Origin of the sequence: Klebsiella planticola (assembly GCF_000783935.2) — a bacterium.
Lineage (GTDB): Bacteria > Pseudomonadota > Gammaproteobacteria > Enterobacterales > Enterobacteriaceae > Klebsiella > Klebsiella planticola.
This window is the reverse complement of sequence record NZ_CP026047.1, coordinates 706,079-729,903: the sequence shown is the minus strand read 5'-3', so window position 1 is coordinate 729,903 and position 23,825 is coordinate 706,079. Positions and strand designations below refer to the sequence as shown.

Annotated in this window: 17 protein-coding genes and 1 pseudogene; 12 read left to right on the top strand and 6 right to left on the bottom strand. The window is 57.7% G+C overall.

The window, feature by feature from the left end:
• Positions 1-76 precede the first annotated feature (76 nt).
• From MC50_RS03400 to MC50_RS29110, 5 genes and pseudogenes are all read right to left on the bottom strand, one after another.
• Entirely contained in the window at positions 77-1,117 is a 1,041-nt protein-coding gene (locus MC50_RS03400; RefSeq protein WP_032690887.1) for an NADP(H)-dependent aldo-keto reductase, read from the bottom strand.
• A 235-nt stretch (positions 1,118-1,352) separates the two neighbouring features.
• Positions 1,353-1,571, bottom strand: a complete 219-nt coding sequence (locus MC50_RS03395) for a YgdI/YgdR family lipoprotein (RefSeq protein WP_004867116.1) — start codon at positions 1,569-1,571, stop codon at positions 1,353-1,355.
• A gap of 123 nt (positions 1,572-1,694) precedes the next feature.
• Positions 1,695-2,408, bottom strand: a complete 714-nt coding sequence (locus tag MC50_RS03390; protein ID WP_032690888.1) for a TerC family protein — start codon at positions 2,406-2,408, stop codon at positions 1,695-1,697.
• A gap of 63 nt (positions 2,409-2,471) precedes the next feature.
• The gene (gene mutH, locus MC50_RS03385; RefSeq protein WP_032698877.1) at positions 2,472-3,167 is read right to left on the bottom strand and encodes a DNA mismatch repair endonuclease MutH; all 696 of its coding nucleotides are present in this window, start codon (positions 3,165-3,167) and stop codon (positions 2,472-2,474) included.
• 88 nt (positions 3,168-3,255) lie between these two features.
• Positions 3,256-3,396, bottom strand: a pseudogene (locus MC50_RS29110) (hypothetical protein); the annotation flags it as partial.
• Positions 3,397-3,849: 453 nt separating this feature from the next.
• On the opposite strand from MC50_RS29110, the gene rppH reads away from it, so the two are divergent.
• The 12 genes from rppH (at position 3,850) to recD (ending at position 22,275) form a co-directional block, all read left to right on the top strand.
• Positions 3,850-4,380, top strand: a complete 531-nt coding sequence (gene rppH / locus MC50_RS03375; protein ID WP_004867097.1) for an RNA pyrophosphohydrolase — start codon at positions 3,850-3,852, stop codon at positions 4,378-4,380.
• A gap of 12 nt (positions 4,381-4,392) precedes the next feature.
• The gene (ptsP, locus tag MC50_RS03370) at positions 4,393-6,639 is read left to right on the top strand and encodes a phosphoenolpyruvate--protein phosphotransferase (RefSeq protein WP_004867094.1); all 2,247 of its coding nucleotides are present in this window, start codon (positions 4,393-4,395) and stop codon (positions 6,637-6,639) included.
• A 265-nt stretch (positions 6,640-6,904) separates the two neighbouring features.
• Positions 6,905-7,780, top strand: coding sequence for a prolipoprotein diacylglyceryl transferase (gene lgt / locus MC50_RS03365; RefSeq protein ID WP_032696727.1), 876 nt, complete (start codon positions 6,905-6,907; stop codon positions 7,778-7,780).
• Positions 7,781-7,786: 6 nt separating this feature from the next.
• Positions 7,787-8,581 carry a thymidylate synthase gene (thyA, locus tag MC50_RS03360; protein ID WP_032690892.1) on the top strand — a complete coding sequence of 265 codons (795 nt, stop codon included), beginning with the start codon at positions 7,787-7,789 and terminating at the stop codon, positions 8,579-8,581.
• 187 nt (positions 8,582-8,768) lie between these two features.
• Positions 8,769-9,236 carry a prepilin peptidase-dependent protein gene (locus tag MC50_RS03355; RefSeq protein ID WP_047663440.1) on the top strand — a complete coding sequence of 156 codons (468 nt, stop codon included), beginning with the start codon at positions 8,769-8,771 and terminating at the stop codon, positions 9,234-9,236.
• Positions 9,233-9,790, top strand: a complete 558-nt coding sequence (locus MC50_RS03350; protein WP_228304925.1) for a prepilin peptidase-dependent protein — start codon at positions 9,233-9,235, stop codon at positions 9,788-9,790. The genes MC50_RS03355 and MC50_RS03350 overlap by 4 nt, the downstream gene beginning before the upstream one ends.
• Positions 9,787-10,194, top strand: coding sequence for a DUF2509 family protein (locus MC50_RS03345; protein ID WP_032690897.1), 408 nt, complete (start codon positions 9,787-9,789; stop codon positions 10,192-10,194). Before MC50_RS03350 ends, MC50_RS03345 begins: the two co-directional genes overlap by 4 nt.
• A gap of 41 nt (positions 10,195-10,235) precedes the next feature.
• Positions 10,236-10,502 (top strand): prepilin-type N-terminal cleavage/methylation domain-containing protein, encoded by a 267-nt coding sequence (locus MC50_RS03340; RefSeq protein ID WP_249807876.1) that lies wholly within the window; start codon positions 10,236-10,238, stop codon positions 10,500-10,502.
• A gap of 12 nt (positions 10,503-10,514) precedes the next feature.
• Positions 10,515-13,886 carry an exodeoxyribonuclease V subunit gamma gene (recC, locus tag MC50_RS03335; protein ID WP_032690899.1) on the top strand — a complete coding sequence of 1,124 codons (3,372 nt, stop codon included), beginning with the start codon at positions 10,515-10,517 and terminating at the stop codon, positions 13,884-13,886.
• A 123-nt stretch (positions 13,887-14,009) separates the two neighbouring features.
• On the top strand, positions 14,010-16,895 hold the full coding sequence (ptrA, locus tag MC50_RS03330; protein WP_047663439.1) for a pitrilysin: 2,886 nt from the start codon (positions 14,010-14,012) through the stop codon (positions 16,893-16,895).
• On the top strand, positions 16,892-20,440 hold the full coding sequence (recB, locus tag MC50_RS03325) for an exodeoxyribonuclease V subunit beta (protein WP_047663438.1): 3,549 nt from the start codon (positions 16,892-16,894) through the stop codon (positions 20,438-20,440). The genes ptrA and recB overlap by 4 nt, the downstream gene beginning before the upstream one ends.
• On the top strand, positions 20,437-22,275 hold the full coding sequence (gene recD / locus MC50_RS03320) for an exodeoxyribonuclease V subunit alpha (RefSeq protein WP_032690902.1): 1,839 nt from the start codon (positions 20,437-20,439) through the stop codon (positions 22,273-22,275). The genes recB and recD overlap by 4 nt, the downstream gene beginning before the upstream one ends.
• A 162-nt stretch (positions 22,276-22,437) precedes the next feature.
• On the opposite strand, the gene argA is transcribed toward recD, so the two are convergent.
• A complete protein-coding gene (argA, locus tag MC50_RS03315; protein ID WP_004867060.1) occupies positions 22,438-23,769 on the bottom strand; it encodes an amino-acid N-acetyltransferase in 1,332 nt (443 codons plus the stop codon).
• Positions 23,770-23,825 lie beyond the last annotated feature (56 nt).

The window sequence follows — 23,825 nt, the reverse complement described above, 5'->3', positions numbered from 1 at the left end:
AGGCTAGCCGGGCTACTGTTTAGTCTTTGCGGTAGCCCGGATAAGACGTCAGCCGCTATCCGGGAGGGGTTGACGCTTACGGTGCCGGGTAGGTATAGACCTGATGCACCGCTTCAATTTCCGCTAATACCGCTTCACTCAGCTCAAGATGCAGGCTCTCAACGTTGGTTTTAAGCTGCTCCAGCGTGGTGGCGCCCAGCAGGGTGCTGGCGACGAACGGCTGACGACGGACAAAGGCCAGCGCCATCTGCGCCGGGTCGAGGTTATGCCGTCTGGCGATATCGACGTAGGCCGCTACCGCTTTCTGCGACTGCTCACTGCTGTAGCGCGTGAAGCGGCTGAAAAGCGTATTACGCGCGCCGGCCGGTTTTGCACCGTTAAGATACTTGCCGGTCAGGGTGCCAAATGCCAGACAGGAGTAGGCCAGCAGCTCAACGCCTTCATACTGGCTGACTTCCGCCAGACCCACTTCGTAGCTGCGGTTCAGCAGGCTGTAGGGATTCTGGATGGTGACGATGCGCGGCAGGTCGTGTTTATCCGCCAGGTGCAGATAACGCATGACGCCAAAGGCCGTTTCGTTGGAGACGCCGATATAGCGGATTTTACCGGCACGCTGGAATTCGGTGAGCGCTTCAAGTGTATCCAGCAGGGTGACGACCGGCGTGGTGTCGGTCCAGCTATAGCCCAGTTTGCCAAAGCAGTTGGTCGGGCGCTGTGGCCAGTGAACCTGGTAGAGATCGAGATAATCGGTTTGCAGGCGCTTCAGGCTGTCGTGCAGCGCGTCACGGATATTTTTACGATCCAGCGCATGGTTCGGACGAATGCTGCTGTCATTATTACGCGCAGGGCCGCTGACTTTAGAGGCGATAATCAGCTTTTCGCGATTGCCGCGTTTCGCCAGCCAGTTGCCGACGTAGGTTTCCGTCAGCCCCTGGGTCTCCGGGCGCGGCGGTACGGGATACATTTCAGCGACATCAATCAGGTTAATGCCCTGGCTGACAGCGTAGTCGAGCTGTTGGTGCGCGTCGGCCTCGCTATTCTGCTCACCAAAAGTCATAGTGCCCAGCCCGAGCGTGCTGATTTCAAGAGAACTGTGTGGGATACGGTGATACTGCATAGCCGGCTTCCTTTTTTATTAACAAGGTCAGGAGTTCCCCGACAAAGGAGTATCAAAATGGCAGAGGGGGAGAAAAAGAGGAAGTAAAAAAATCAAAAAAGCCGGGGGTTCAGAATCCGAAGACGCGATGCTGCGGAGGTTTCAGAGGATCCCGACTCTTTATTAAGAGGGTCCGCTGTCGGGGAAGGCGGCCTCGCCAGGCGAGTGCTGGCAGGCGGCTGGCCGACGAAAAGTCTTAACGTTTAATAATCTGCGAAACATCGTCGCGGTTGATCTGCATTTTATTGCCCTGCTGATCTTCGTAACTGATGAGGCCGGTATCATCATCAACGGCTGGCTTACCATCGGTCAGGATCATGCGTCCGTCTTTTGTCGCCATCACGTAATCGCTGCTGCAACCGGAAACCGAGAACGCCAGTCCCACGGCGGAAATCAATACTGCCCATTTTTTCATCGTCATTACCTCTTGAATGGTCGCACCTCACACCAGTGTATTAATAGCCTGATTTGTGAGACATAAAAAGCAGTAAAGTCTTAAAAAAGTTTGCAGCCCAGGTTTGGGCTGCATTTTTGTGGCTTACAGCGGATTTTTTTTATTACGCAGCAGGTTAAGGCTTTCGACGGCAATCGAGAAGAACATCGCGAAGTAGATGTAGCCTTTCGGAATATGGATCTCGAAGCTTTCCAGCATCAGGGTGAAGCCGACAAGAATCAGAAACGACAGGGCCAGCATTTTAACCGACGGATGACGGTCAACAAAGTCGCCAATCGGTCGGGCGGCGAACATCATTACGCCGACGGCAATCACCACCGCAGCCATCATGATGAACAGATGATCCGACAGCCCAACGGCGGTAATGACCGAGTCGAGGCTGAAAATGATATCCAGTATCATGATCTGCACGATGGCGCCCATAAATGAATGGACGTTGGTTTTCAGCCCTTCCTCTTCGCCCTCGATCGACTCGTGGATCTCTTTACTCGCCTTCCAGATCAGGAACAGACCGCCGAGCAGTAAGATCAAATCGCGAAACGAGATCGCCTGATCGAAAACGGTAAACAGCGGATTGGTCAGCTTCACGACCCAGGCGATAGAGGCCAGCAGCCCCAGGCGCATCAGCATCGCGCCCATCAACCCGATACGTCTTGCGTGAGCACGCTGGGCGGTGGGCAGTTTGGCAACAACCAGAGAGAGAAAAATAATATTATCGATCCCCAGCACGATCTCCAGCAGCGTCAGTGTACCGAGCGCCAGCCAGGCGTTGGGATCGGTTATCCATGCAAATAACATTGTTCAAAGTCCTGCAAAAAAGAAAGTCGCAATTATATGCAACCTGGCAGGCAGAACAAAAAATTAATCGTGGCCGAGGAGAAAATGACGGGCCAGCAGGGCGGCGGTGAAATTTTTCTTCAGGTAGAAGCCGCGCGGCAGCGTGAGAATCGGCTCACCGCGGGCGCCAATCGCCTCGGTTAACGCTTTGCTGTTGGCGGCTTTCGGGCGCAACTGCAGTACCTCGCCATGACGGGCGGTGATGCGCTCCACCTGGCCGAGCACAATCAGATCCATCAGCTCCTCCCAGTCCATTCGCAGCTGGCGATCCTCTTCTTCACTGGGGCTCCACAGCAGCGGAGCGCCGACGCGGCGTTCCGCCAGCGGAATGGCGCGATCCCCTTCCACCGGCACCCACAGAACGCGTTTGAGCTTATGGCGCACGTGACTGCTCTCCCAGGTCACGCCGCTGTTACCAGTGAGCGGGGCGACGCAAACGAAGGTGGTTTCCAGCGGACGGCCCTGGCTATCGACAGGAATGGTCTTCAGTTCGACGCCCAGCGCGGCGAAATCCTGCTCGGGTTTACTCCCGGCGCTGGCGCCCAGCCAAATCTCCAGCAGAATACCGATCCAGCCTTTATCGCGCTTTAAATCGCGTGGAATGGGAATCCCTGCCAGCGCCGCCAGTTCGCCCAGCGAGTAGCCTGCCAGCCCCTGCGCCTGGGCCAGGAGCTGCTGCTGGGTTTGCGGTGGGGACGTTAACGGCGCGATGGCGGGCATACGGCAAAACCTCTGGTTAAAAAATGAACGGTATTTCAGTGCGTTGTGGATAGAGTTTACCTTTTCCTGGGTAACTATGACAATTTGATGATTCGTATGGTTTTTTTTTCATTTTTTTGTCGTTGTGAAAAGAGTAGTCGCGGGTTTTCCAGAACTGGTCACTGGCAATGAACAGGATCTTACACCATGTTATCCACAGAAAAGTGGGATAACTGGGGAAAAGCGGCACTACTGTTTCCATTTACAGCCTTGACGTGCGACGAAAATCGAATTTTTAGACAAATTGTGCCCAGTGGACTCGGATAATCTGTGGATAAAATCGACATTGTTCGATCTTTCATCAGTTCCAGGATCGCATATGTGATGATCATCACGTTTAACTGTAATTACTGAAAGATATATGTGATAACATCATGAATATAATGCCATTATTAAATTATGCTATTCGTAAGCACTTCGGACTACTCTGGGTTTTCCCTGGGTAATTCCATACTTCTTCACAACTCTATCCACAGAAAAAGTGAATAAAATGGGCTCTCGATCGCTTTCGTTGTTTATAACTCTGCTGATTACTGTGAGTTATTCAAATGTTATTCGATCGCACAGTGACAACAGAGTGGTTTACCGTTTACAGCGAGTGTGAAACAATCATTCACATTGAAGATTATTTTGAGGTAGTCCGGTGATTGATGACGATGGCTACCGCCCAAATGTCGGTATTGTAATCTGTAATCGCCAGGGCCAGGTTATGTGGGCCAGGCGCTATGGTCAGCACTCGTGGCAGTTCCCGCAAGGGGGCATTAATCCAGGGGAATCAGCCGAGCAGGCAATGTATCGGGAATTGTTCGAAGAGGTTGGGTTAAGTCGTAAAGATGTGCGAATCCTGGCCTCAACCCGTAACTGGCTGCGTTACAAGTTGCCTAAACGTTTGGTGCGTTGGGACACAAAGCCGGTTTGTATCGGCCAGAAACAGAAGTGGTTTCTCCTGCAGTTGATCGGCAGCGATGCGGAAATCAATATGCAAACCAGTAGTACACCTGAGTTTGATGGTTGGCGCTGGGTAAGTTACTGGTACCCGGTTCGTCAGGTGGTGTCGTTTAAGCGCGACGTGTACCGCCGGGTGATGAAAGAGTTTGCCAGCGTGACCATGTCGCTGGCGGAAAGTGCACCTAAACCGCAAAGCGCGCCTGCTTATCGACGTAAAAGAGGTTAAGCCACGCATATTATGCTCACTCGGTTACGAGAAATCGTCGAGAAGGTCGCGAGCGCGCCGCGTTTAAACGAGGCGCTGGATATCCTGGTCACCGATATCTGCAAAGCGATGGAAACGGAAGTTTGTTCGGTTTACCTGGCCGATCACGACCGACGATGTTATTACCTTATGGCCACTCGCGGGCTGAAAAAACCTCGCGGGCGTACCGTTGCGCTCGCGTTTGACGAAGGCCTCGTTGGCCTGGTCGGGCGCCTTGCGGAGCCTATCAACCTTGCCGATGCGCAAAAACATCCCAGCTTTAAATATATTCCTGCCGTCAAAGAGGATCGCTTCCGCGCTTTTCTTGGCGTCCCGATTATCCAGCGGCGTCAGCTGCTGGGTGTGCTGGTGGTGCAGCAGCGTGAGCTGCGTCAGTTTGATGAAAGCGAAGAGTCGTTTCTCGTCACCCTGGCGACGCAAATGGCCGCCATTCTTTCCCAGTCTCAGCTGACCGCGCTGTTTGGCCAGTATCGACAGACGCGTATTCGCGCGCTGCCCGCCTCCTCCGGGGTGGCCATTGCCGAAGGCTGGATGGACATCAGTCTGCCGCTCATGGAACAGGTGTATGAGGCATCGACGCTTGATACCGCTTCCGAACGCGAACGATTGACCGGTGCGCTGGAAGAGGCGGCGAACGAGTTTCGTCGCTACAGCAAGCGTTATGCCGCCGGGGCGCAAAAAGAGACTTCGGCGATCTTCGATCTCTATTCACACCTCCTGTCCGACGCGCGTCTGCGTCGCGAGCTGTTTGCAGAAGTCGATAAAGGCGCGGTGGCAGAATGGGCGGTGAAGAAGATCATCGAGAAGTTCGCCGAACAGTTTGCCGCGCTGAGCGACGGGTATCTGAAAGAGCGGGCCGGCGATTTGCGTACGCTGGGTCAGCGCCTGCTTTTCCATCTCGATGATACGATTCAGGGGCCTAATACCTGGCCGGCGCGTATTGTGCTGGTGGCCGACGAGCTGTCAGCGACGACGCTGGCGGAAGTTCCGCAGGACCGACTGGCGGGCGTCGTCGTCCGCGATGGCGCAGCCAACTCCCACGCCGCCATTATGGTGCGGGCGCTGGGGATCCCGACGGTTATGGGGGCTGATATCCAGCCTTCGCTGCTCCACGGCCACATGCTGGTGGTGGATGGCTACCGCGGCGAACTGCTGGTCGACCCGGAACCGGCGCTGCTGCAAGAATATCAGCGTCTGGTCAGCGAAGAGAACGAACTCAGCCGGCTGGCGGAAGACGATCTGGAACACACTTCCGAGCTGAAAAGCGGCGAGCGGGTGAAGGTCATGCTGAACGCTGGCCTGAGCCTGGAACATGAAGAAAAGCTTGGCAACTTTATCGACGGCATCGGCCTGTACCGGACCGAAATCCCGTTTATGCTGCAAAGCGGTTTCCCGTCGGAAGAGGAGCAGGTCGCCCAGTATCAGGGCATGCTGCAGATGTTTAATGAAAAGCCCGTGACCCTGCGTACGCTGGATATCGGCGCCGATAAACAGCTGCCGTATATGCCGATTAGCGAAGAGAATCCGTGCCTCGGCTGGCGCGGCATCCGCATTACTCTCGATCAGCCGGAAATATTTCTCATCCAGGTGCGCGCCATGCTGCGTGCCAATGCCGCCACCGGCAACCTGAGTATTTTGCTGCCGATGGTGACCAGTCTTGATGAGGTGGATGAGGCGCGCCGTCTGATCGATCGCGCCAGCCGTGAAGTCGAAGAGATGATTGGCTACGCTATTCCTCGCCCGCGTCTTGGCGTAATGCTGGAAGTGCCTTCGATGGTCTTTATGCTGCCGAATCTTGCCAGCCGCGTGGATTTTATCTCGGTAGGGACCAATGACCTGACTCAGTATATCCTCGCCGTCGATCGCAACAACACCCGGGTTGCCAGCATGTATGACAGCCTGCATCCCGCGGTGCTGCGGGCGCTGGCGATGATTGCGCATGATGCCGAACGCTTCGGCATTGACCTGCGGCTGTGCGGTGAAATGGCGGGCGATCCGATGTGCGTGACGATCCTGATTGGTCTTGGCTATCGCCACCTGTCCATGAACGGTCGTTCGGTGGCGAGGGTCAAATACCTGCTGCGACGTATCGATATTGCCGAAGCTCAGGAACTGTCGCGTCGGAGCCTTGAAGCGCAGATGGCCACCGAGGTTCGCCATCAGGTGGCGGCCTTCATGGAGCGACGCGGTCTGGGCGGCTTGATCCGCGGCGGCCGTTAGCCGTTAGAGAGCGGTAGGCCGGGTAAGCGTAGCGCCACCCGGCAAAATAACGGCTCAGTCAGGTAACCCGGACAGGTGATCGGCACCGCCTCCGGGAAAACTCCCGTGTGCCGTTAGCATCCGTATACATATCTTTTACAACAACGGCACGGCCAGCGAATTAACCTTATGCTATTATTCGCCCCCTTGGAGCACCCGTATAGGTCGGGCGTGTATGATCACCGCTGTCCACTTTCGGCGGAATAACAAGTCTTTATGGTGACAGATGAATAGTGGCTACCTGCATTTTCCGGATTTTGATCCGGTCATATTTTCCCTTGGGCCGGTCTCCCTCCACTGGTACGGGATGATGTATCTGGTCGGCTTTGTTTTTGCGATGTGGCTAGCCACCCGTCGGGCCAACCGTCCGGGCAGCGGCTGGACCAAAAACGAAGTCGAAAACCTGCTGTATGCCGGGTTCCTTGGCGTTTTCCTCGGTGGCCGTATCGGCTATGTCCTGTTCTATAATCTGCCGGTTTTCCTGCAGGACCCGCTGTATCTGTTCCGCGTCTGGGACGGCGGCATGTCGTTCCACGGCGGCCTGATTGGTGTCATCCTCGTGATGATCATTTTTGCCAGACGCACTAAACGCACTTTCTTCCAGGTCGCCGATTTTATCGCGCCGCTGATCCCCTTTGGCCTCGGGGCGGGGCGTCTGGGCAACTTTATCAACGGTGAACTGTGGGGCCGCGTCGATCCGAGCTTCCATTATTCGATGATTTTCCCCGGCTCGCGCGCGGAAGATCTGGCGCTGCTGCCGTCTCATCCGGAATGGCAATCGCTGTTTGATACCTACGGCGCGCTGCCGCGTCACGCTTCGCAGCTGTACGAGCTGGCGCTGGAAGGGGTCGTCCTGTTCCTGATTCTGAACCTGTTTATCCGTAAACCGCGTCCGACCGGGTCGGTATCCGGTCTGTTCCTGATTGGCTACGGCCTGTTCCGTATTATCGTGGAGTTCTTCCGCCAGCCAGACCAGCAGTTCACCGGTGAATGGGTACAGTACATCAGCATGGGGCAGATTCTTTCGATCCCAATGGTGCTTGCGGGTATCATTATGATGGTCTGGGCGTACCGTCGTCGTCCGCAGCAACAAACTTCTTGAGGAACCATGAAACAGTATCTTGATTTGATGCAGAAAGTGCTCGCCGAGGGCACGCAAAAAAATGACCGCACCGGTACCGGCACTCTCTCCATCTTCGGCCATCAGATGCGTTTTAACCTGCAGGAAGGCTTCCCGCTGGTGACGACCAAGCGCTGTCATTTACGCTCCATCATCCATGAACTGCTGTGGTTCCTCCAGGGTGACACCAACATCGCGTATCTGCATGAAAACAACGTCACTATCTGGGACGAGTGGGCGGATGAAAATGGCGATCTGGGGCCGGTTTACGGCAAACAGTGGCGTTCCTGGCCTGCGCCGGACGGCCGCCATATCGACCAGATCAGCACGGTGATGGAACAGCTGAAAAACGATCCGGATTCACGTCGCATCATCGTTTCTGCGTGGAACGTCGGCGAGCTGGATAAAATGGCGCTGGCGCCGTGCCACGCGTTTTTCCAGTTCTACGTCGCGGACGGCAAACTCTCTTGCCAGCTGTATCAGCGTTCCTGCGATGTGTTCCTCGGCCTGCCGTTTAACATCGCCAGCTATGCGCTGCTGGTGCACATGGTCGCCCAGCAGTGCGATCTGCAAGTCGGTGATTTTGTCTGGACCGGTGGGGATACTCACCTCTACAGCAACCACCTTGAACAGACGGATCTGCAGCTGAGCCGCGAACCTCGTCCATTGCCGAAGCTGATCATCAAACGGAAACCAGCGTCGATTTTCGACTACCGTTTTGAAGACTTCGACATCGAAGGCTATGACCCGCATCCGGGGATTAAAGCGCCGGTGGCGATTTAATTCGCCCGGCACAGGATGTCGTAAAGAGATAAAAACCGGTGCCTGAGGCGCCGGTTTTTTTTGCCTGCGCAAACTCGCTTCCTGATTTTCTGTAATCGTCTGCAAACCTGATGCCTGGCTTCGGCACGCCTCGCGAAAGGCTATTTTGCCCGTCGTCTCCGCGCCGTTTTTTCCCCATACTCGCGCCATGAACAGACAACGTGGCTACACCCTGATTGAAACCCTGATAACGCTGACGCTGGTGCTTATTCTCAGCGCAGGAGGGCTGTACGGCTGGCAGAGCTGGCAGCAACAACAGCGCTTATGGCAAACCGCCAGCCAGGTGCGCGACTACCTGGTGCTGCTACGCGACGACGCGAACTGGTATAACCGCAACCGGCTGGTGAGCGTGGGGCAAAGCGGCGGCGTCTGGTGTCTGAGCGCCGAAGATACGCTGGCGGAGTGTGCGGCAGTAACGCCGTTTACGCTGCTGCCGCGTTGGCCGGAAGTGGCGCTCAGCCACATCACGCCGGGATTAGGTTTTTACGGGTTGCGTAACAGCGCCTGGGCCGGACATATCCGGCTGCAAAGCGCGGGGGGGAGCTGGAATATTATCGTATCTGGCTGGGGGCGAATTCGCCTGTGCCGCAACGAGGAGAACGCATCGTGCCTCTGATTCCCCGAGGTTTTTCGCTGGCCGAGACGCTTATCTCAATGGCCATCAGCGCGATTTTACTGATGGGCGCATCGCGTTTTCTGCCTGCTCTGCAACGGCAGACACTGCGGCAGACGCAGCAGCAGTCTCTGGATAACGAACTCTGGCAGCGCGTGTATACGGTAGCAAAACATCTGCAGCGTGCGGGCTATTGCGCCGGGGAGTGCGTGGGACAACCGTTGCTTATCGCCAGCGATGGTCGCTGTGCGATCGTCCGCTGGGATAGTAATAGCAACGGCGCGTGGGATGCCACGCCGGAAGCAATGTCTGATGCGACAGGATTTCGTTTGAACAATGGGGCGCTGGAAACGCGGCGCGGTGTGACCAGCTGCAGCGACGGGGGATGGGAAAAAATGACGAATCCCGGAGCACTCAACGTGACCCATTTTCAGGTTACCCGCCAGGATATCGCCGGATTTGCTCCGGAGCTTACCGTCATGCTGGCGGCGCATGCGGTTGCGGATCCCCATATTTCGGCTCAGGCGGAATACCGCGTGACCGGGTATAACTTATGAACCGCCAGCGGGGAGCCTCCTCGTTGCTGATGGTGCTTTTGCTGCTGGCGCTCGGCAGTATGTTATTGCAAGGGCTGAACCAGCAGCAGCGCTCCCTGCTGGCGCAAACCGCGGGTGAAACTCAGGCGATCCGCGAAACTGCCGGTGCGCACTCCGCGCTGCAGTGGGGAAAAACTCTGGCGTGGACGGTACACGATGCCAACGCCTGCCGTGATTCTGCTGCCGGGGGCTGGCGCGCCTGCCTGCGCATTTTTGACGATGCATCCGCCCTGTTAATCGCCAGCGGCGGTCGCATTTTGCTGTGGCAATCTGGTCGGGTTGAAGAGGGCGTGGTGCGCTTTTCTCCCCACGGCTGGAGCGACTTTTGTCCACTAACGGAGGCGAATCTGTGTCGGATGCCGTGAACCATGAGCAAGGTTTTAGCCTGCCGGAAACACTGCTGGCGATGACGTTACTGGTTATGGTGGTGACCGCCCTTGGCGGCTACCAGCGTGGGCTGGCCAATGGTTTTATCCAGTTAAATCAATATCGCCAGCTGTGGCGCGACGCGTGGCGCTATGGTCAGATGAACCCTCCGGAGATCCCACCCGGCGGGTCCGTTACCCGCTTGCAGACATCGGCGGCCAGATGTGTCAGCATCACGGTAACGATCACCATGCCCGTGGATAAACGGGTGCAGATGACCCGGCTGCATTGCCCGGTCAGTCAGTAGTCAGGAGCGAATATGTTAAGGGTGTACCACTCAAACCGTCTGGATGTTCTTGAAGCGTTGATGGAATTTATCGTCGAGCGCCAGCGGCTGGATGACCCTTTCATGCCGGAAATGGTGCTGGTGCAAAGTACCGGGATGGCGCAGTGGCTACAGATGACGCTGGCAAAACGGTTTGGCATTGCCGCCAATATCGACTTCCCGCTGCCGGCGAGCTTTATCTGGGACATGTTTGTCCGCGTACTGTCGGATATACCCGGGGAAAGCGCCTTCAGTAAGCAGAGCATGAGCTGGAAACTGATGACCCTCCTGCCGCAACATCTTGACGATGAGGCTTTTACGCTGTTACGCCACTATCTCAGCGACGATAGCGACAAGCGCAAACTGTTTCAGCTGGCAGCCCGGGTCGCCGACCTCTATGACCAGTATCTGGTCTATCGCCCGGAATGGCTGATGCGCTGGGAGGCCAATGAGCGCGTCGATGGCCTCGGCGACGCCCAGCAGTGGCAGGCGCCGTTATGGAAGGCGCTGGTCGACCATACCGCTGCGCTGGGGCAGCCGCTCTGGCATCGTGCCAATCTGTACCAGCGCTTTATCAGCACGCTGGAAGCGGCGGATGAACCTCCGGCCGGGCTACCTTCGCGGGTTTTTATTTGCGGAATTTCGGCGCTGCCGCCGGTTTACCTGCAGGCGCTTCAGGCGCTGGGCAAGCACGTCGATGTGTATGTGTTGTTCACCAACCCCTGTCGTTACTACTGGGGCGATATTAAAGACCCGGCCTTTCTGGCGAAACTGCTGTCACGCCAGCGCCGTCATCATCGTGAACCGCGCGAACTCCCGCTGTTTCGCGATACCGGGCAGGCGCCAGCATTGTTTAACGATGCGGGGGAACAGGACGTCGGTAATCCTCTGCTCGCTTCCTGGGGGAAGCTGGGTCGCGACTACATCTATCTGCTGGCCGGGCTGGATCGTTATGAAGAGCTGGATGCCTTTGTCGATATTACGCCGGATAATCTGCTGCACAATTTGCAGGCGGATATCCTCGAACTGCGCAATACCGCAGTGGCCGGAAGAAGCGCCGAAGAGTTTGCCCACAGTCACGGCAAACGCCCGCTGGCACTCGACGATCGTAGCCTGACCCTCCACGTCTGCCATAGTCCGCAGCGTGAGGTCGAGGTGCTGCATGACCGGCTGCTGGCGATGCTGGAGGCGAATCCTGAACTGACGCCGCGCGATATTATCGTGATGGTGGCGGATATCGACAGCTACAGCCCTTACATTCAGGCGGTATTCGGCAGCGCCAGCGGTGAACGCTGGCTACCGTGGGCGATTTCCGACCGGCGCGCCACAGAATCGCATCCGGCTCTGCAGGCATTTATTACGCTGCTTGCTCTGCCCGACAGCCGCTTTGCCAGCGAAGATGTCCTGGCTCTGCTGGATGTTCCGGTGCTCGCCGCGCGCTTTAACATTGACGAAGAGGGGCTGCGCTATCTGCGTCAGTGGGTTAATGAATCCGGCGTGCGCTGGGGAATGGATGACGATAATGTGCGCGAACTGGATCTGCCTGCCACCGGGCAACACACCTGGCGCTTTGGCCTGACGCGGATGCTGCTGGGTTATGCGATGGACAGCAGCCAGGGCGAATGGCAGTCGGTCCTGCCCTATGATGAATCCAGCGGGCTGATCGCTGAACTGGTGGGTAATCTGGCTTCGTTGCTGATGCAGCTCAACCTCTGGCGCCGGAAGCTGGCGCAGGAACGTCCGCTGGCGGAATGGCTGCCGCTTTGTCGCGAACTGCTCAATGACTTTTTCTTGCCCGACGGCGACACCGAAGCGGCGCTGGCGCTGATTGAACAGCAATGGCAGACGGTGATTGGCGAAGGTGCCCAGGCACAATATGAGCAGTCCGTTCCTCTATCTTTATTGCGCGATGAGCTGGCGCAGCGGCTGGACCAGCAGCGTATCAGCCAGCGCTTCCTCGCCGGGCCGATCAACATCTGTACCCTGATGCCGATGCGCTCCATACCGTTCAAAGTGGTGTGCCTGCTCGGGATGAACGACGGCGTTTATCCGCGGACGCTGGCGCCGCTGGGCTTCGATTTAATGAGTCAGAAACCGCAGCGCGGCGACCGCAGCCGTCGTGATGATGACCGCTATTTGTTCCTGGAGGCGCTGATGTCCGCCGAACAGACATTGTATATCAGCTACATCGGCCGCTCGATTCAGGACAATAGCGAACGCTATCCTTCGGTGCTGGTGCAAGAACTGGCGGACTATATTGGCCAGAGCCACTGCCTGGCCGGGGATGAGGCGCTGGATTGTGACGCCAGCGAGCGACGCGTCAAAGCACATATCACCCATCTGCATACGCGCATGCCCTTTGATGCGGCCAATTTCCGTGATGATGAATATCAGAGCTACGCCCGGGAGTGGCTGGCGGCTGCCAGCCAGCAGGGAGAGGCGCATGGCGACTTTATCCAGCCGTTGCCGGCGCCGGTTATCGAAACGCTGCCATTTGAACAGCTGCTGCGATTCTGGCAACACCCGGTACGCGCCTTTTTCCAGCAGCGCCTGCGGGTTAACTTCCGTTCTGAAGAGAGTGAAATTCCCGATGACGAGCCGTTCACCCTCGAAGGACTTAGCCGTTATCAGTTGAACCAGCAGTTGCTGAATACGCTGATTGAACAACAGGATGCGTCGACGATGTATCGTCGCTTCCGCGCCGCGGGAGAACTGCCGTTTGGCGCTTTTGGTGAGCTGGCCTGGGAGACGCAGCGTCAGGAGATGCAGAACCTTGCGGAGCGGGTCATTGCCAGCCGTCAGCCGGGGCAGAGCATGGAAATCGATCTGCAATGTCACGGAGTCAACATTACGGGGTGGCTACAGCAGGTACAATCTGACGGTCTGCTGCGTTGGCGACCGTCGCTGCTGAGCGTCGCGCAGGGGATGCAACTTTGGCTGGAACACCTTGTCTACTGTGCTAGCGGCGGAACCGGTGAAAGCCGGCTGCTGGTGCGCAAAGAGGGCGAGTGGCGTTTCCCGCCTCTGGCGCAGGAACAGGCCAAAGCGTACCTTGATCAGCTGGTAGAAGGCTACCTGCAAGGCATGTCCAGACCGCTGCTGTTACTGCCGGAAAGCGGCGGTGCATGGCTAAAAGTCTGTTATGACGCTGAAAAGGATGTCATGTTAACGGACGAAGAGACGCAACAAAAAGCGCGTAGCAAATTTCTTCAGGTCTATGAAGGTAATATGGTGGTCAGTGGCGAAGGGACGGATGTGTGGTATCAACGCCTCTGGCGCACGCTTGAACCGGCTTACTATGAAGAAATTATCACGCAAACACAGCGCTACCTGTTGCCGATATTTCGTTTCCATCAGTCCGAATAAATTTGTAATAGTATAAAAATTGCGCAGAATAAGGTGTTCAATTATCATGCGCAACCAATCACGGACTGATGTGCATAACGCTGACGCAGTCAGCGCAAAGTTTGTTAATGATGAGGTTCGTGAATGCCCCGCAGTGTATGGTTCAAGGTTATTTTAGTACTGGCTGCCCTTTGGGCGCCGTTAAGTCAGGCAGATACCGGATGGCAACCGATTCAGGAAACCATTCGTAAAAGCGAAAAAGATCCCCGACAGTATCAGGCCATTCGCCTGGATAATGGCATGGTGGTCCTGCTGGTTTCCGATCCGCAGGCGGTGAAATCCCTGTCTGCGCTGGTGGTGCCCGTGGGGTCGCTGCAGGATCCCGTCGATCATCAGGGGCTGGCGCATTTTCTGGAGCACATGACGCTGATGGGCTCGCAAAATTATCCGCAGCCGGACAGCCTCGCCGAATTTCTGAAAATGCACGGCGGCAGCCATAATGCCAGTACCGCGCCTTATCGCACCGCCTTCTATCTTGAAGTCGAAAACGATGCCCTTGACGGCGCGGTCGATCGTCTGGCGGATGCCATTGCCGCTCCGCTGCTGGATAAAAAATATGCCGATCGCGAGCGCAATGCGGTCAACGCCGAGCTGACCATGGCGCGCACCCGTGACGGGATGCGCATGGCCCAGGTGAGTGCCGAAACCATTAACCCGGCGCACCCGGCTTCGCATTTTTCCGGCGGTAACCTTGAGACGCTTAGCGACAAGCCCGGTAAACCGGTGCTCGACGCCCTGCATACTTTCCGCGACAGCTGGTACTCGGCGAACCTGATGAAGGCGGTCATTTACAGCAACAAACCGCTGCCAGAACTGGCGAGCATCGCGGCGAAAACCTATGGCCGGGTGCCAAACCACAATATCAACAAACCGGAAATCACCGTCCCGGTCGTGACCGATGCGCAAAAGGGCATCATCATTCACTACGTCCCGGCAATGCCGCGCAAAGTGCTGCGCGTTGAATTCCGTATTGATAACAACAGCGAGCAATTCCGCAGCAAAACCGACGAGCTGGTGACCTACATGATCGGCAACCGCAGCCCGGGAACCTTATCTGACTGGCTGCAGCAGCAAGGCCTGGTCGAGGGGATTCGCGCGGACTCCGATCCGGCGGTCAACGGCAACAGCGGCGTGCTGGCGATTTCGGCGACCCTGACCGACAAAGGTCTGGCGCACCGTGATGAAGTGGCGGCGGCGATCTTCAGCTACCTCAACCTATTGCGTAGCCAGGGCATCGACAAACGCTATTTCGATGAGCTGTCCCATGTTCTGGCGCTTGATTTCCGCTATCCGTCGATCAGCCGCGATATGGATTACGTGGAATGGCTGGCGGACACCATGATTCGCGTACCGGTGGAGCATGCGCTGGACGTGGTCAACATCGCCGATCGCTACGATCCGCAGGCGATTAAAGACCGGCTGGCCATGATGACGCCGCAAAATGCACGCGTCTGGTATATCAGCCCGCAAGAGCCGCATAACAAAACCGCTTACTTTGTGAATGCGCCGTATCAGGTCGACAAGATCAGCGCGCAGACCTTTAGCGACTGGCAGCAGAAGGCGAGCGCTATCGACCTGAAGCTGCCGGTGTTGAACCCTTATATTCCTGACGATTTTACGCTGATTAAAAGCGATAAAGCCTACCCGCATCCGCAGCTGATCGTTGATGAGCCGACGCTGCGGGTGGTCTATGCGCCCAGTCAGTTCTTCGCCAGCGAGCCAAAGGCTGACGTTTCTCTGGTGCTGCGTAATCCGCAGGCCATGGACAGCGCTCGTAGCCAGGTCATGTTCGCGCTGAATGACTATCTGGCAGGCATCGCTCTCGATCAGCTCAGCAACCAGGCAGCGGTGGGCGGCATCTCCTTCTCAACCGGCGCCAATAACGGATTAATGGTCAATGCCAATGGCTATACCCAGCGGCTGCCGCAGCTGTTTACCGCGTTGCTGGACGGCTATTTCAGCTATACGCCGACCGAAGAGCAGCTGGAGCAGGCCAAATCCTGGTATGCGCAGATGATGGACTCGGCGGACAAAGGTAAAGCCTACGACCAGGCGATCATGCCGGTTCAGATGTTGTCCCAGGTGCCCTATTTCCAGCGCGAGGAGCGCCGGGCGCTGCTGCCGTCAATTAGCCTGCAAGAGGTACTGGCCTATCGCGACAACCTGAAAGCGAAAGGGCGCCCGGAGCTGCTGGTGATCGGCAACCTCACCGCTGAACAGTCCACCGCCATGGCGCGTCAGATCCAGCAGCAGCTGGGATCTGATGGCAATGAGTGGTGTCGCAACAAAGACGTCCTGATCAACAGTCAGCAACTGGCGATTTTTGAAAAAACCGGTAACAGCACCGATTCAGCGCTGGCCGCCGTCTTCGCCCCGCCGAAGGTGGATGAATACAGCAGCTCCGCCGCCAGCTCCCTGCTCGGGCAGATTATTCAGCCGTGGTTCTATAACCAGCTGCGCACCGAAGAGCAGCTTGGCTACGCGGTCTTTGCTTTCCCGATGAACGTCGGGCGCCAGTGGGGGATGGGCTTCCTGCTGCAAAGCAGCGATAAACAGCCTGCTTTCCTCTGGCAGCGCTTCCAGGCGTTCTTCCCGACTGCGGAAGCTAAACTGCGGGCGATGAGCCCGGCAGAGTTTGCGCAAATCCAGCAGGCGGTGATAAGCCAGATGACTCAGGCGCCGCAAACCCTGGGCGGCGAAGCCTCGCAGCTGAGCAAAGATTTCGATCGCGGTAATATGCGCTTCGATTCACGTGATAAAGTAGTGGCTCAGATAAAACTGCTGACGCCGCAAAAACTTGCCGACTTCTTCCATCAGACGGTGGTGGTTCCGCAAGGCATGGCGATATTGTCCCAGATTTCCGGCAGCCAGAATGGCAAGACCGATTACGTCCATCCTGAAGGTGGCAAAGTCTGGGAAAACGTCAGCGCATTGCAGAAATCCTTACCCCTGATGCGAGAGAACGAATGACCGAAACCGCCGAGTCTCTGGATCCCCTGCGCTTGCCCTTGACGGGTGAGCGCCTGATAGAAGCCTCTGCGGGCACCGGAAAAACCTTTACCATCGCCGCACTGTACCTGCGGCTACTGCTGGGGCTTGGCGGGGAATCCGCCTTTCCTCGTGCGGTCAGCGTGGAAGAGCTGCTGGTGGTGACCTTCACCGAAGCGGCCACCGAAGAACTGCGCGGCCGTATTCGCAGCAATATCCACGAGCTGCGCATTGCCTGCCTGCGCGACAGCGCGACCGATCCCCTCTATAGCGCTTTGCTGGCTGAAATTGCGGATAAGAACCAGGCGGCGAATACGCTGCTGCTGGCGGAACGACAGATGGACGAAGCGGCGGTATTTACCATTCACGGCTTTTGTCAGCGGATGCTGAGTCTCAATGCCTTTGAGTCCGGCATGCTCTTTGAGCAGCAGCTGATCGAAGATGAATCCCGGCTGCGTTACCAGGCCTGCGCAGACTTCTGGCGTCGACATTGCTATCCGTTGCCGCGGGAGATCGCCGCCGTCATTCATGAGGCGTGGAAAGGTCCGCGCGATCTGTTGAAATCCCTCGATCGCTGGTTGCAGGGCGAAGCTCCGCAGCTCAAATCCCCGCCGGCAGCGGAAGAGACGCTGGCCGAACGCCATCAGCACATTATTGCGCGCATTAACGCCATGAAAACACAGTGGCGGGAACAGGTTGCTGAGATTGAGGGGGTGCTGGAGAACTCCGGCCTCGACCGCCGTAAGTTCAATCGCGGCAACCAGGGAAAGTGGATAGAGAAAATCAACGCCTGGGCGCAGGAAGAGACGCTCGGTTATCAACTTCCTGACGCGCTGGAGAAATTCTCGCAGGCCTTCTTACATGAACGAACTAAAGCCGGCGGTGAGCCGCCGGTGCATCCGCTGTTCAGTGCGGTTGAAGAGCTGCTCTCTTCTCCGCTGACGCTGACGGATCTGGTTATCGCCAGGGCGATGGTGGAGATCCGCGAAGCGGTCGCCCGGGAAAAGCGTCGGCGCGGCGAGCTCGGTTTTGATGACATGCTCAGTCGGCTGGATGATGCGCTGCGCGGCGAGAGCGGAGAAGCGCTGGCCAGCGCCATTCGTCAGCGTTTCCCGGTGGCGATGATTGATGAATTTCAGGACACCGACCCGCAGCAGTACCGAATTTTTCGCCGTATCTGGCGGCAGCAGCCGGAGACGGCGCTGCTGCTTATCGGCGACCCCAAGCAGGCCATCTATGCCTTCCGCGGCGCGGATATTTTCACCTATATGAAAGCGCGTGGCGATGTGGCGGCTCATTATACGCTGGATACCAACTGGCGCTCTGCTCCCGGGGTGGTTGAAAGCGTTAACCGCCTGTTCAGCCTGAGCGATAACCCCTTTATGTTCCGGGAGATCCCTTTCTTGCCGGTCAAACCGGCCGGGAAAAACCACGGGCTGCGCTTTACCGTGGATAACGACGCGGTTCCGGCAATGAACATCTGGCTGATGCCGGGCGAGGCCGTGGGATCCGGTGACTATCAGACGTATATGGCGCAGCTGTGCGCGGCGCAAATTCGCGACTGGCTAAGCGCCGGTCAACAGGGGCGCGCGTTGCTCTGGCGTAATGACAAAGCAGCCCGGCCGGTTCAGGCCTCCGATATCACGGTTCTGGTACGTAACCGTCAGGAAGCCTCGTTGATCCGGGATGCCTTACGGGCGCTGGCGATCCCGTCGGTGTATCTCTCTAACCGCGATAGCGTTTTCGACACGCCGGAAGCGCAGGAGATTTTATGGCTACTGCAGGCGGTACTGGCTCCCGAACGAGAAAATACGCTACGCAGTGCGCTGGCAACATCGATATTCGGCTTGAATGCGCTGGATATTGAACGCCTCAATCAGGATGAACGAGCGTGGGACGCGCTGGTTGAAGAGTTCAGCATCTACCGGCAAATCTGGCGCCAGCGCGGGGTGATGCCGATGCTGCGTGCGCTGATGAGCGCGCGGCAGATTGCGGAAAATCTGCTGGTGACGGTCGGCGGTGAACGCCGTTTAACCGACATCCTGCATATCAGCGAACTGCTGCAGGAGGCAGCCAGCCAGCTGGAAAGCGAACATGCGCTGGTGCGCTGGCTGACGCAGCATATCGCCGAACCGGACAGCAATGCGTCCAGTCAGCAGATGCGCCTGGAAAGCGATAAGCACCTGGTGCAAATCGTCACCGTCCACAAATCGAAGGGGCTGGAATACCCGCTGGTCTGGCTGCCGTTTATTGCTCGTTTCCGCAAACAGGATCAGGCGTTTTATCACGATCGCGACTCGTTTGCCGCGGTGCTCGATCTTGGTCAGGATGAGGGCAGTCTGGAGCTGGCGGAAGCGGAGCGCCTGGCGGAAGATTTGCGCCTGCTGTACGTCGCGCTGACCCGCGCGGTCTGGCACTGTAGCCTCGGCGTGGCCCCGTTGAGTACCCGACGCAGCGACAAACCCGGCGCCAGCGATTTTCATCACAGCGCGCTCGGGCGTCTGCTACAGGGCGGCGAAGCCATGGATGCCGCTGGGCTGGCCGCGCGTTTGCAGGCCTTCTGCGGCGAGGATATCGCGCTGCAAATGCCTACCGCTCCGGATGAAACGCCCTGGCAGGCGCCGCAGGAAACGCTGCCGCCGCTGTCCGCCAGGAGCCTTGTGCGTCAGGTTAGCGATGACTGGCGGGTGACCAGCTATTCCGGATTACAGCAGCATGGTCAGAGCGCGGCTCAGGACCTGTTGCCGCGCCTTGACGTTGATGCCGCCGGCGTCGGTGACGTCGCCGCGGAGCCGCAGCTTACGCCGCATCAGTTTCCGCGCGGCGCATCGCCGGGGACATTCCTGCATAGCCTGTTTGAAGATCTCGATTTTACCCAACCGGTCCCGGCTGACTGGATGGCGGAAAAGCTGCAGTCCGGCGGCTTCGGCGAGCAGTGGACGCCGGTGCTGACGCAGTGGCTGGATGATGTGCTACGTACTCCGTTGCCGGGGGCCGGGATCGCGCTGAACCAACTTTCCACGAATGATAAGCAGGTCGAAATGGCCTTCTATTTGCCTATCGAACGCCCGCTGGAACCGCTGCGTCTGGATGCGCTGATTCGCCGCTACGATCCGCTCTCCGTGGATTGCCCGCCCCTCGACTTCCGCCAGGTTCGCGGGATGTTAAAAGGCTTTATTGACCTCGTTTTCCGCCATAACGGCCGATATTACCTGCTGGATTATAAATCGAACTGGCTGGGAGCGGACCGCGAGGCCTATACCCGACAGGCGATGGAACAGGCGATGCGGGCGCACCGCTACGATCTGCAGTACCAGCTCTATAGTCTGGCGCTGCACCGCTACCTGCGTCACCGCATTGCGGACTACGACTACGAACGCCATTTTGGCGGCGTGATTTATCTCTTTTTACGCGGCATGGACGGGCAGAGCGGCGAGCAGGGCATTTTCACTACCCGTCCCGTGCAGCCGCTGATTGACGGTCTCGATGCGCTGTTTGCCGGAGACGTCCTGGAGGTTCTGTCATGACGATGGATGAACTGCTGCTGGAAGCGGCCAGTCAGCGCCTGCTGCGCCCGTTAGATGTCCAGTTTGCCCTGATGGTGGCGCAAGAGGCGCATCCGGCGGTGAAGCTGGCGGCGGCGGTGCTCAGCCGTGATGCTGGCGAGGGGCACGTTTGTCTGCCGATATCGCGTCTGCGGACGGACGAGTTTCTGAGCGGTAAAACCAATGAACTGCGTGAACAGCTGCTGGCCCAGGCGGGCGTACCCGATGACTGGTCTGCGCTTTTGCTTGCTTCGGAAGCCGTCAGCGACGGCGAACGTCCGACGCCGATCGTCCTGTGCGGCGACCGACTCTATCTCAACCGGATGTGGCGTAATGAACTGACCGTTGCCCGCTTCTTCAACGAAGCTAACCAGGTTGTGGACGTTGATGAGGCCCTGCTGGCGCAAACGCTGGACGCTCTTTTCCCCGCCAGCGATGAGATCGACTGGCAAAAGGTTGCCGCCGCAGTGGCGTTGACCCGTCGTATTTCGGTGATTTCCGGCGGTCCCGGCACCGGGAAAACCACCACCGTCGCCAGGCTGCTGGCGGCGTTGATTCAGACAACCCGGCAACCGCGCTGCCGCATCCGACTGGCGGCGCCGACCGGGAAAGCGGCGGCGCGATTGACGGAATCGTTGGGCGAGGCGCTGCGTCGCCTGCCGCTAACCGATGAGCAGAAGGCGCTGTTACCTACCGAAGCCAGTACGCTGCATCGTCTGCTGGGCGCTCAGCCCGGTAGCCAACGGATGCGCTACCACGCCGGCAATCCGCTGCATCTCGATGTGCTGGTGGTGGATGAAGCTTCAATGATTGACCTGCCGATGATGGCGCGGCTGATTGATGCCCTGCCGGAACACGGGCGGGTTATTTTCCTCGGCGACCGCGATCAGCTGGCGTCGGTGGAGGCCGGAGCGGTACTCGGGGATATTTGTGCCTGGGTCAATGCCGGCTATACCGCCGGACGAGCTGCGCAGCTGGAGAGGTTGACCGGCCACCCGGTACCGGCGGGCGAAAGTGATGTTGCCGGCGCGCTGCGCGACAGCCTGTGCCTGCTGCAAAAAAGCTATCGTTTTGGCAGTCATTCCGGCATCGGTAGCCTGGCTCGCGCCGTGAACAACGGCGATCGCCACGGCGTCAGAGCGACGTTGCGCCAGGCCTTCGAGGATATTGTGCTGCATCCGCTGAGTACGACTGAAGAATATGAAGCCATGCTAGAGCAGTCGCAGGCGGGGTACGGTCGCTATTTGCAGCTACTGCGCGAGCGGGCCGAGCCGGAGGCCCTGATCGCCGCCTTTGGTGAATTTCAGCTACTGTGCGCCCTGCGCGACGGCCCATACGGCGTCAGCGGGGTGAATGAACAGCTGGAGCAGATGCTTAACCGTCGGCGGGCGATAACGCTGCCGAGGCATTCCCGCTGGTATGAAGGGCGTCCGGTGATGATTTCGCGCAACGACAGCGCGCTGGGGCTGTTTAACGGCGATATCGGTATTGCACTGGAGCGAGGAGAGGGGCTGCGCGTCTGGTTCCCGATGCCGGATGGCAGCATTAAATCGGTGCAGCCGAGTCGTTTGCCGGAGCACGACACCGCCTGGGCGATGACGGTGCATAAATCGCAGGGGTCAGAGTTTGACCATGCGGCGTTGATTCTGCCCGCCAAAATCGTACCGCTGGTCACCCGCGAGCTGGTCTATACCGCGATCACGCGGGCAAAACAGCGGCTATCGATTTATGCCGATGAACAGGTGCTAACCCAGTCCATTGTCGCCCGTACCGAGCGGCGCAGCGGGCTGGCGGACATCTTCGCCAGCGGCGCGTAATCTCAACCTTCCTCTGCCCGCCGGGGATTGCTGACTCAAGCGTCAGCGTTTTCCCCGGCTGGCGCTGTGCTTAGCCGGGCTACATGTGGGATGCGCTGACTCAGAGGGGCAGAGGAGGGGCGCCCGGATAAGGCGTTTACGCCGTTATCCGGGGCGGTGACATCAGCCGAGGTCGGCCATCATCACTTTGGAACGACGTTGGTAGTTGTACATCTCTTTCTTACTTTCCGGCAGCAGATCGATATCGACCGGCGTAAAGCCGCGCTCCTGGAACCAGTGAATACTGCGGGTGGTCAGGACAAACAATTTGCTCAATCCCATCTGCTTCGCCTGGGTGGCGATGCGGTTCAGCAGCACTTCACCGCGCGATGAGCTGCGATAGTCCGGATGCACCGCGACGCAGGCCATTTCGCCGATTTTCTCTTCCGGGAACGGATAGAGCGCGGCGCAGGCAATCGTGGTGTTATCGCGCTGAATAATCGTGAATTTATCGATTTCCATCTCCAGCTGTTCGCGGGAGCGGCGCACCAGAATGCCCTGTTGCTCCAGTGGGCTAATCAGCTCAAGAATACCGCCGATATCGTTAATGGTGGCGCGGCGAATCTGCTCGGCGCTTTCCATGACGATCTGGGTGCCGATACCGTCGCGAGAGAACAGCTCCTGCAGCAGCGCCCCGTCTTCCTGATAGCTGATCAGGTGGCAACGACGCACGCCGCTGCGGCAGGCCTTGACGGCACCGCGCAGAAAACGCACCGTGCCGGAGTTGTAATCCTCTTCCGCCTCCAGCTCTTCCACGCGCGCCTGAGCTTCGTTGGGGAACAGTTCGGAAACAATCACCCCATCCTGGTTGTAAACCCCTTGCGAAGAGCAGAAGCCGATCATCTTTTCCGCCTTCAGCTTCACGGCCAGCTGGGTGGCAATCTCTTCCGAGGTCAGATTGAAGCTTTCGCCGGTGACGGAAACGGCAACCGGACCCATCAGCACGATAGCGCCGTTATCCAGCTGGCGATGGATCGCCTCTTCATCGATACGGCGGATGCGTCCGCTATGGCAATAATCCACGCCGTCGTCGACGCCCAGCGGCTGAGCGATAATAAAGTTGCCGCTCACCACGTTGATATGGGCGCCCTGCAGCGGGGTGTTATTCAGGCTCATTGACAGACGCGCGGTAATTTCCAGCTGCAGCATGCCCGCAGCCTGTTTCACCAGCTCGAGGGTTTTGGCGTCGGTGACGCGGGTCTGTTTATGGTAAACCGGTTCGTGGTGATGCTCTGCCAGATTGGCATCAATCTGCGGGCGCGCGCCATAGACCACCACCAGGCGGATGCCCAGGCTATGTAAAAGGCCAATGTCATTGACAATACTGGAGAAATTCTCATGCTCGATTGCTTCGCCGCCGAGCATGATGACAAACGTTTTTCCCCGATGAGCGTTAATATAGGGGACAGAATGGCGGAATCCTTCTACCAGTTCGGTGCGACGCTCCTTCACCATGACTCAACCCTCAATGCATGATTATTCGTAATTAGTGTATTTTTATTCTGTTTCGT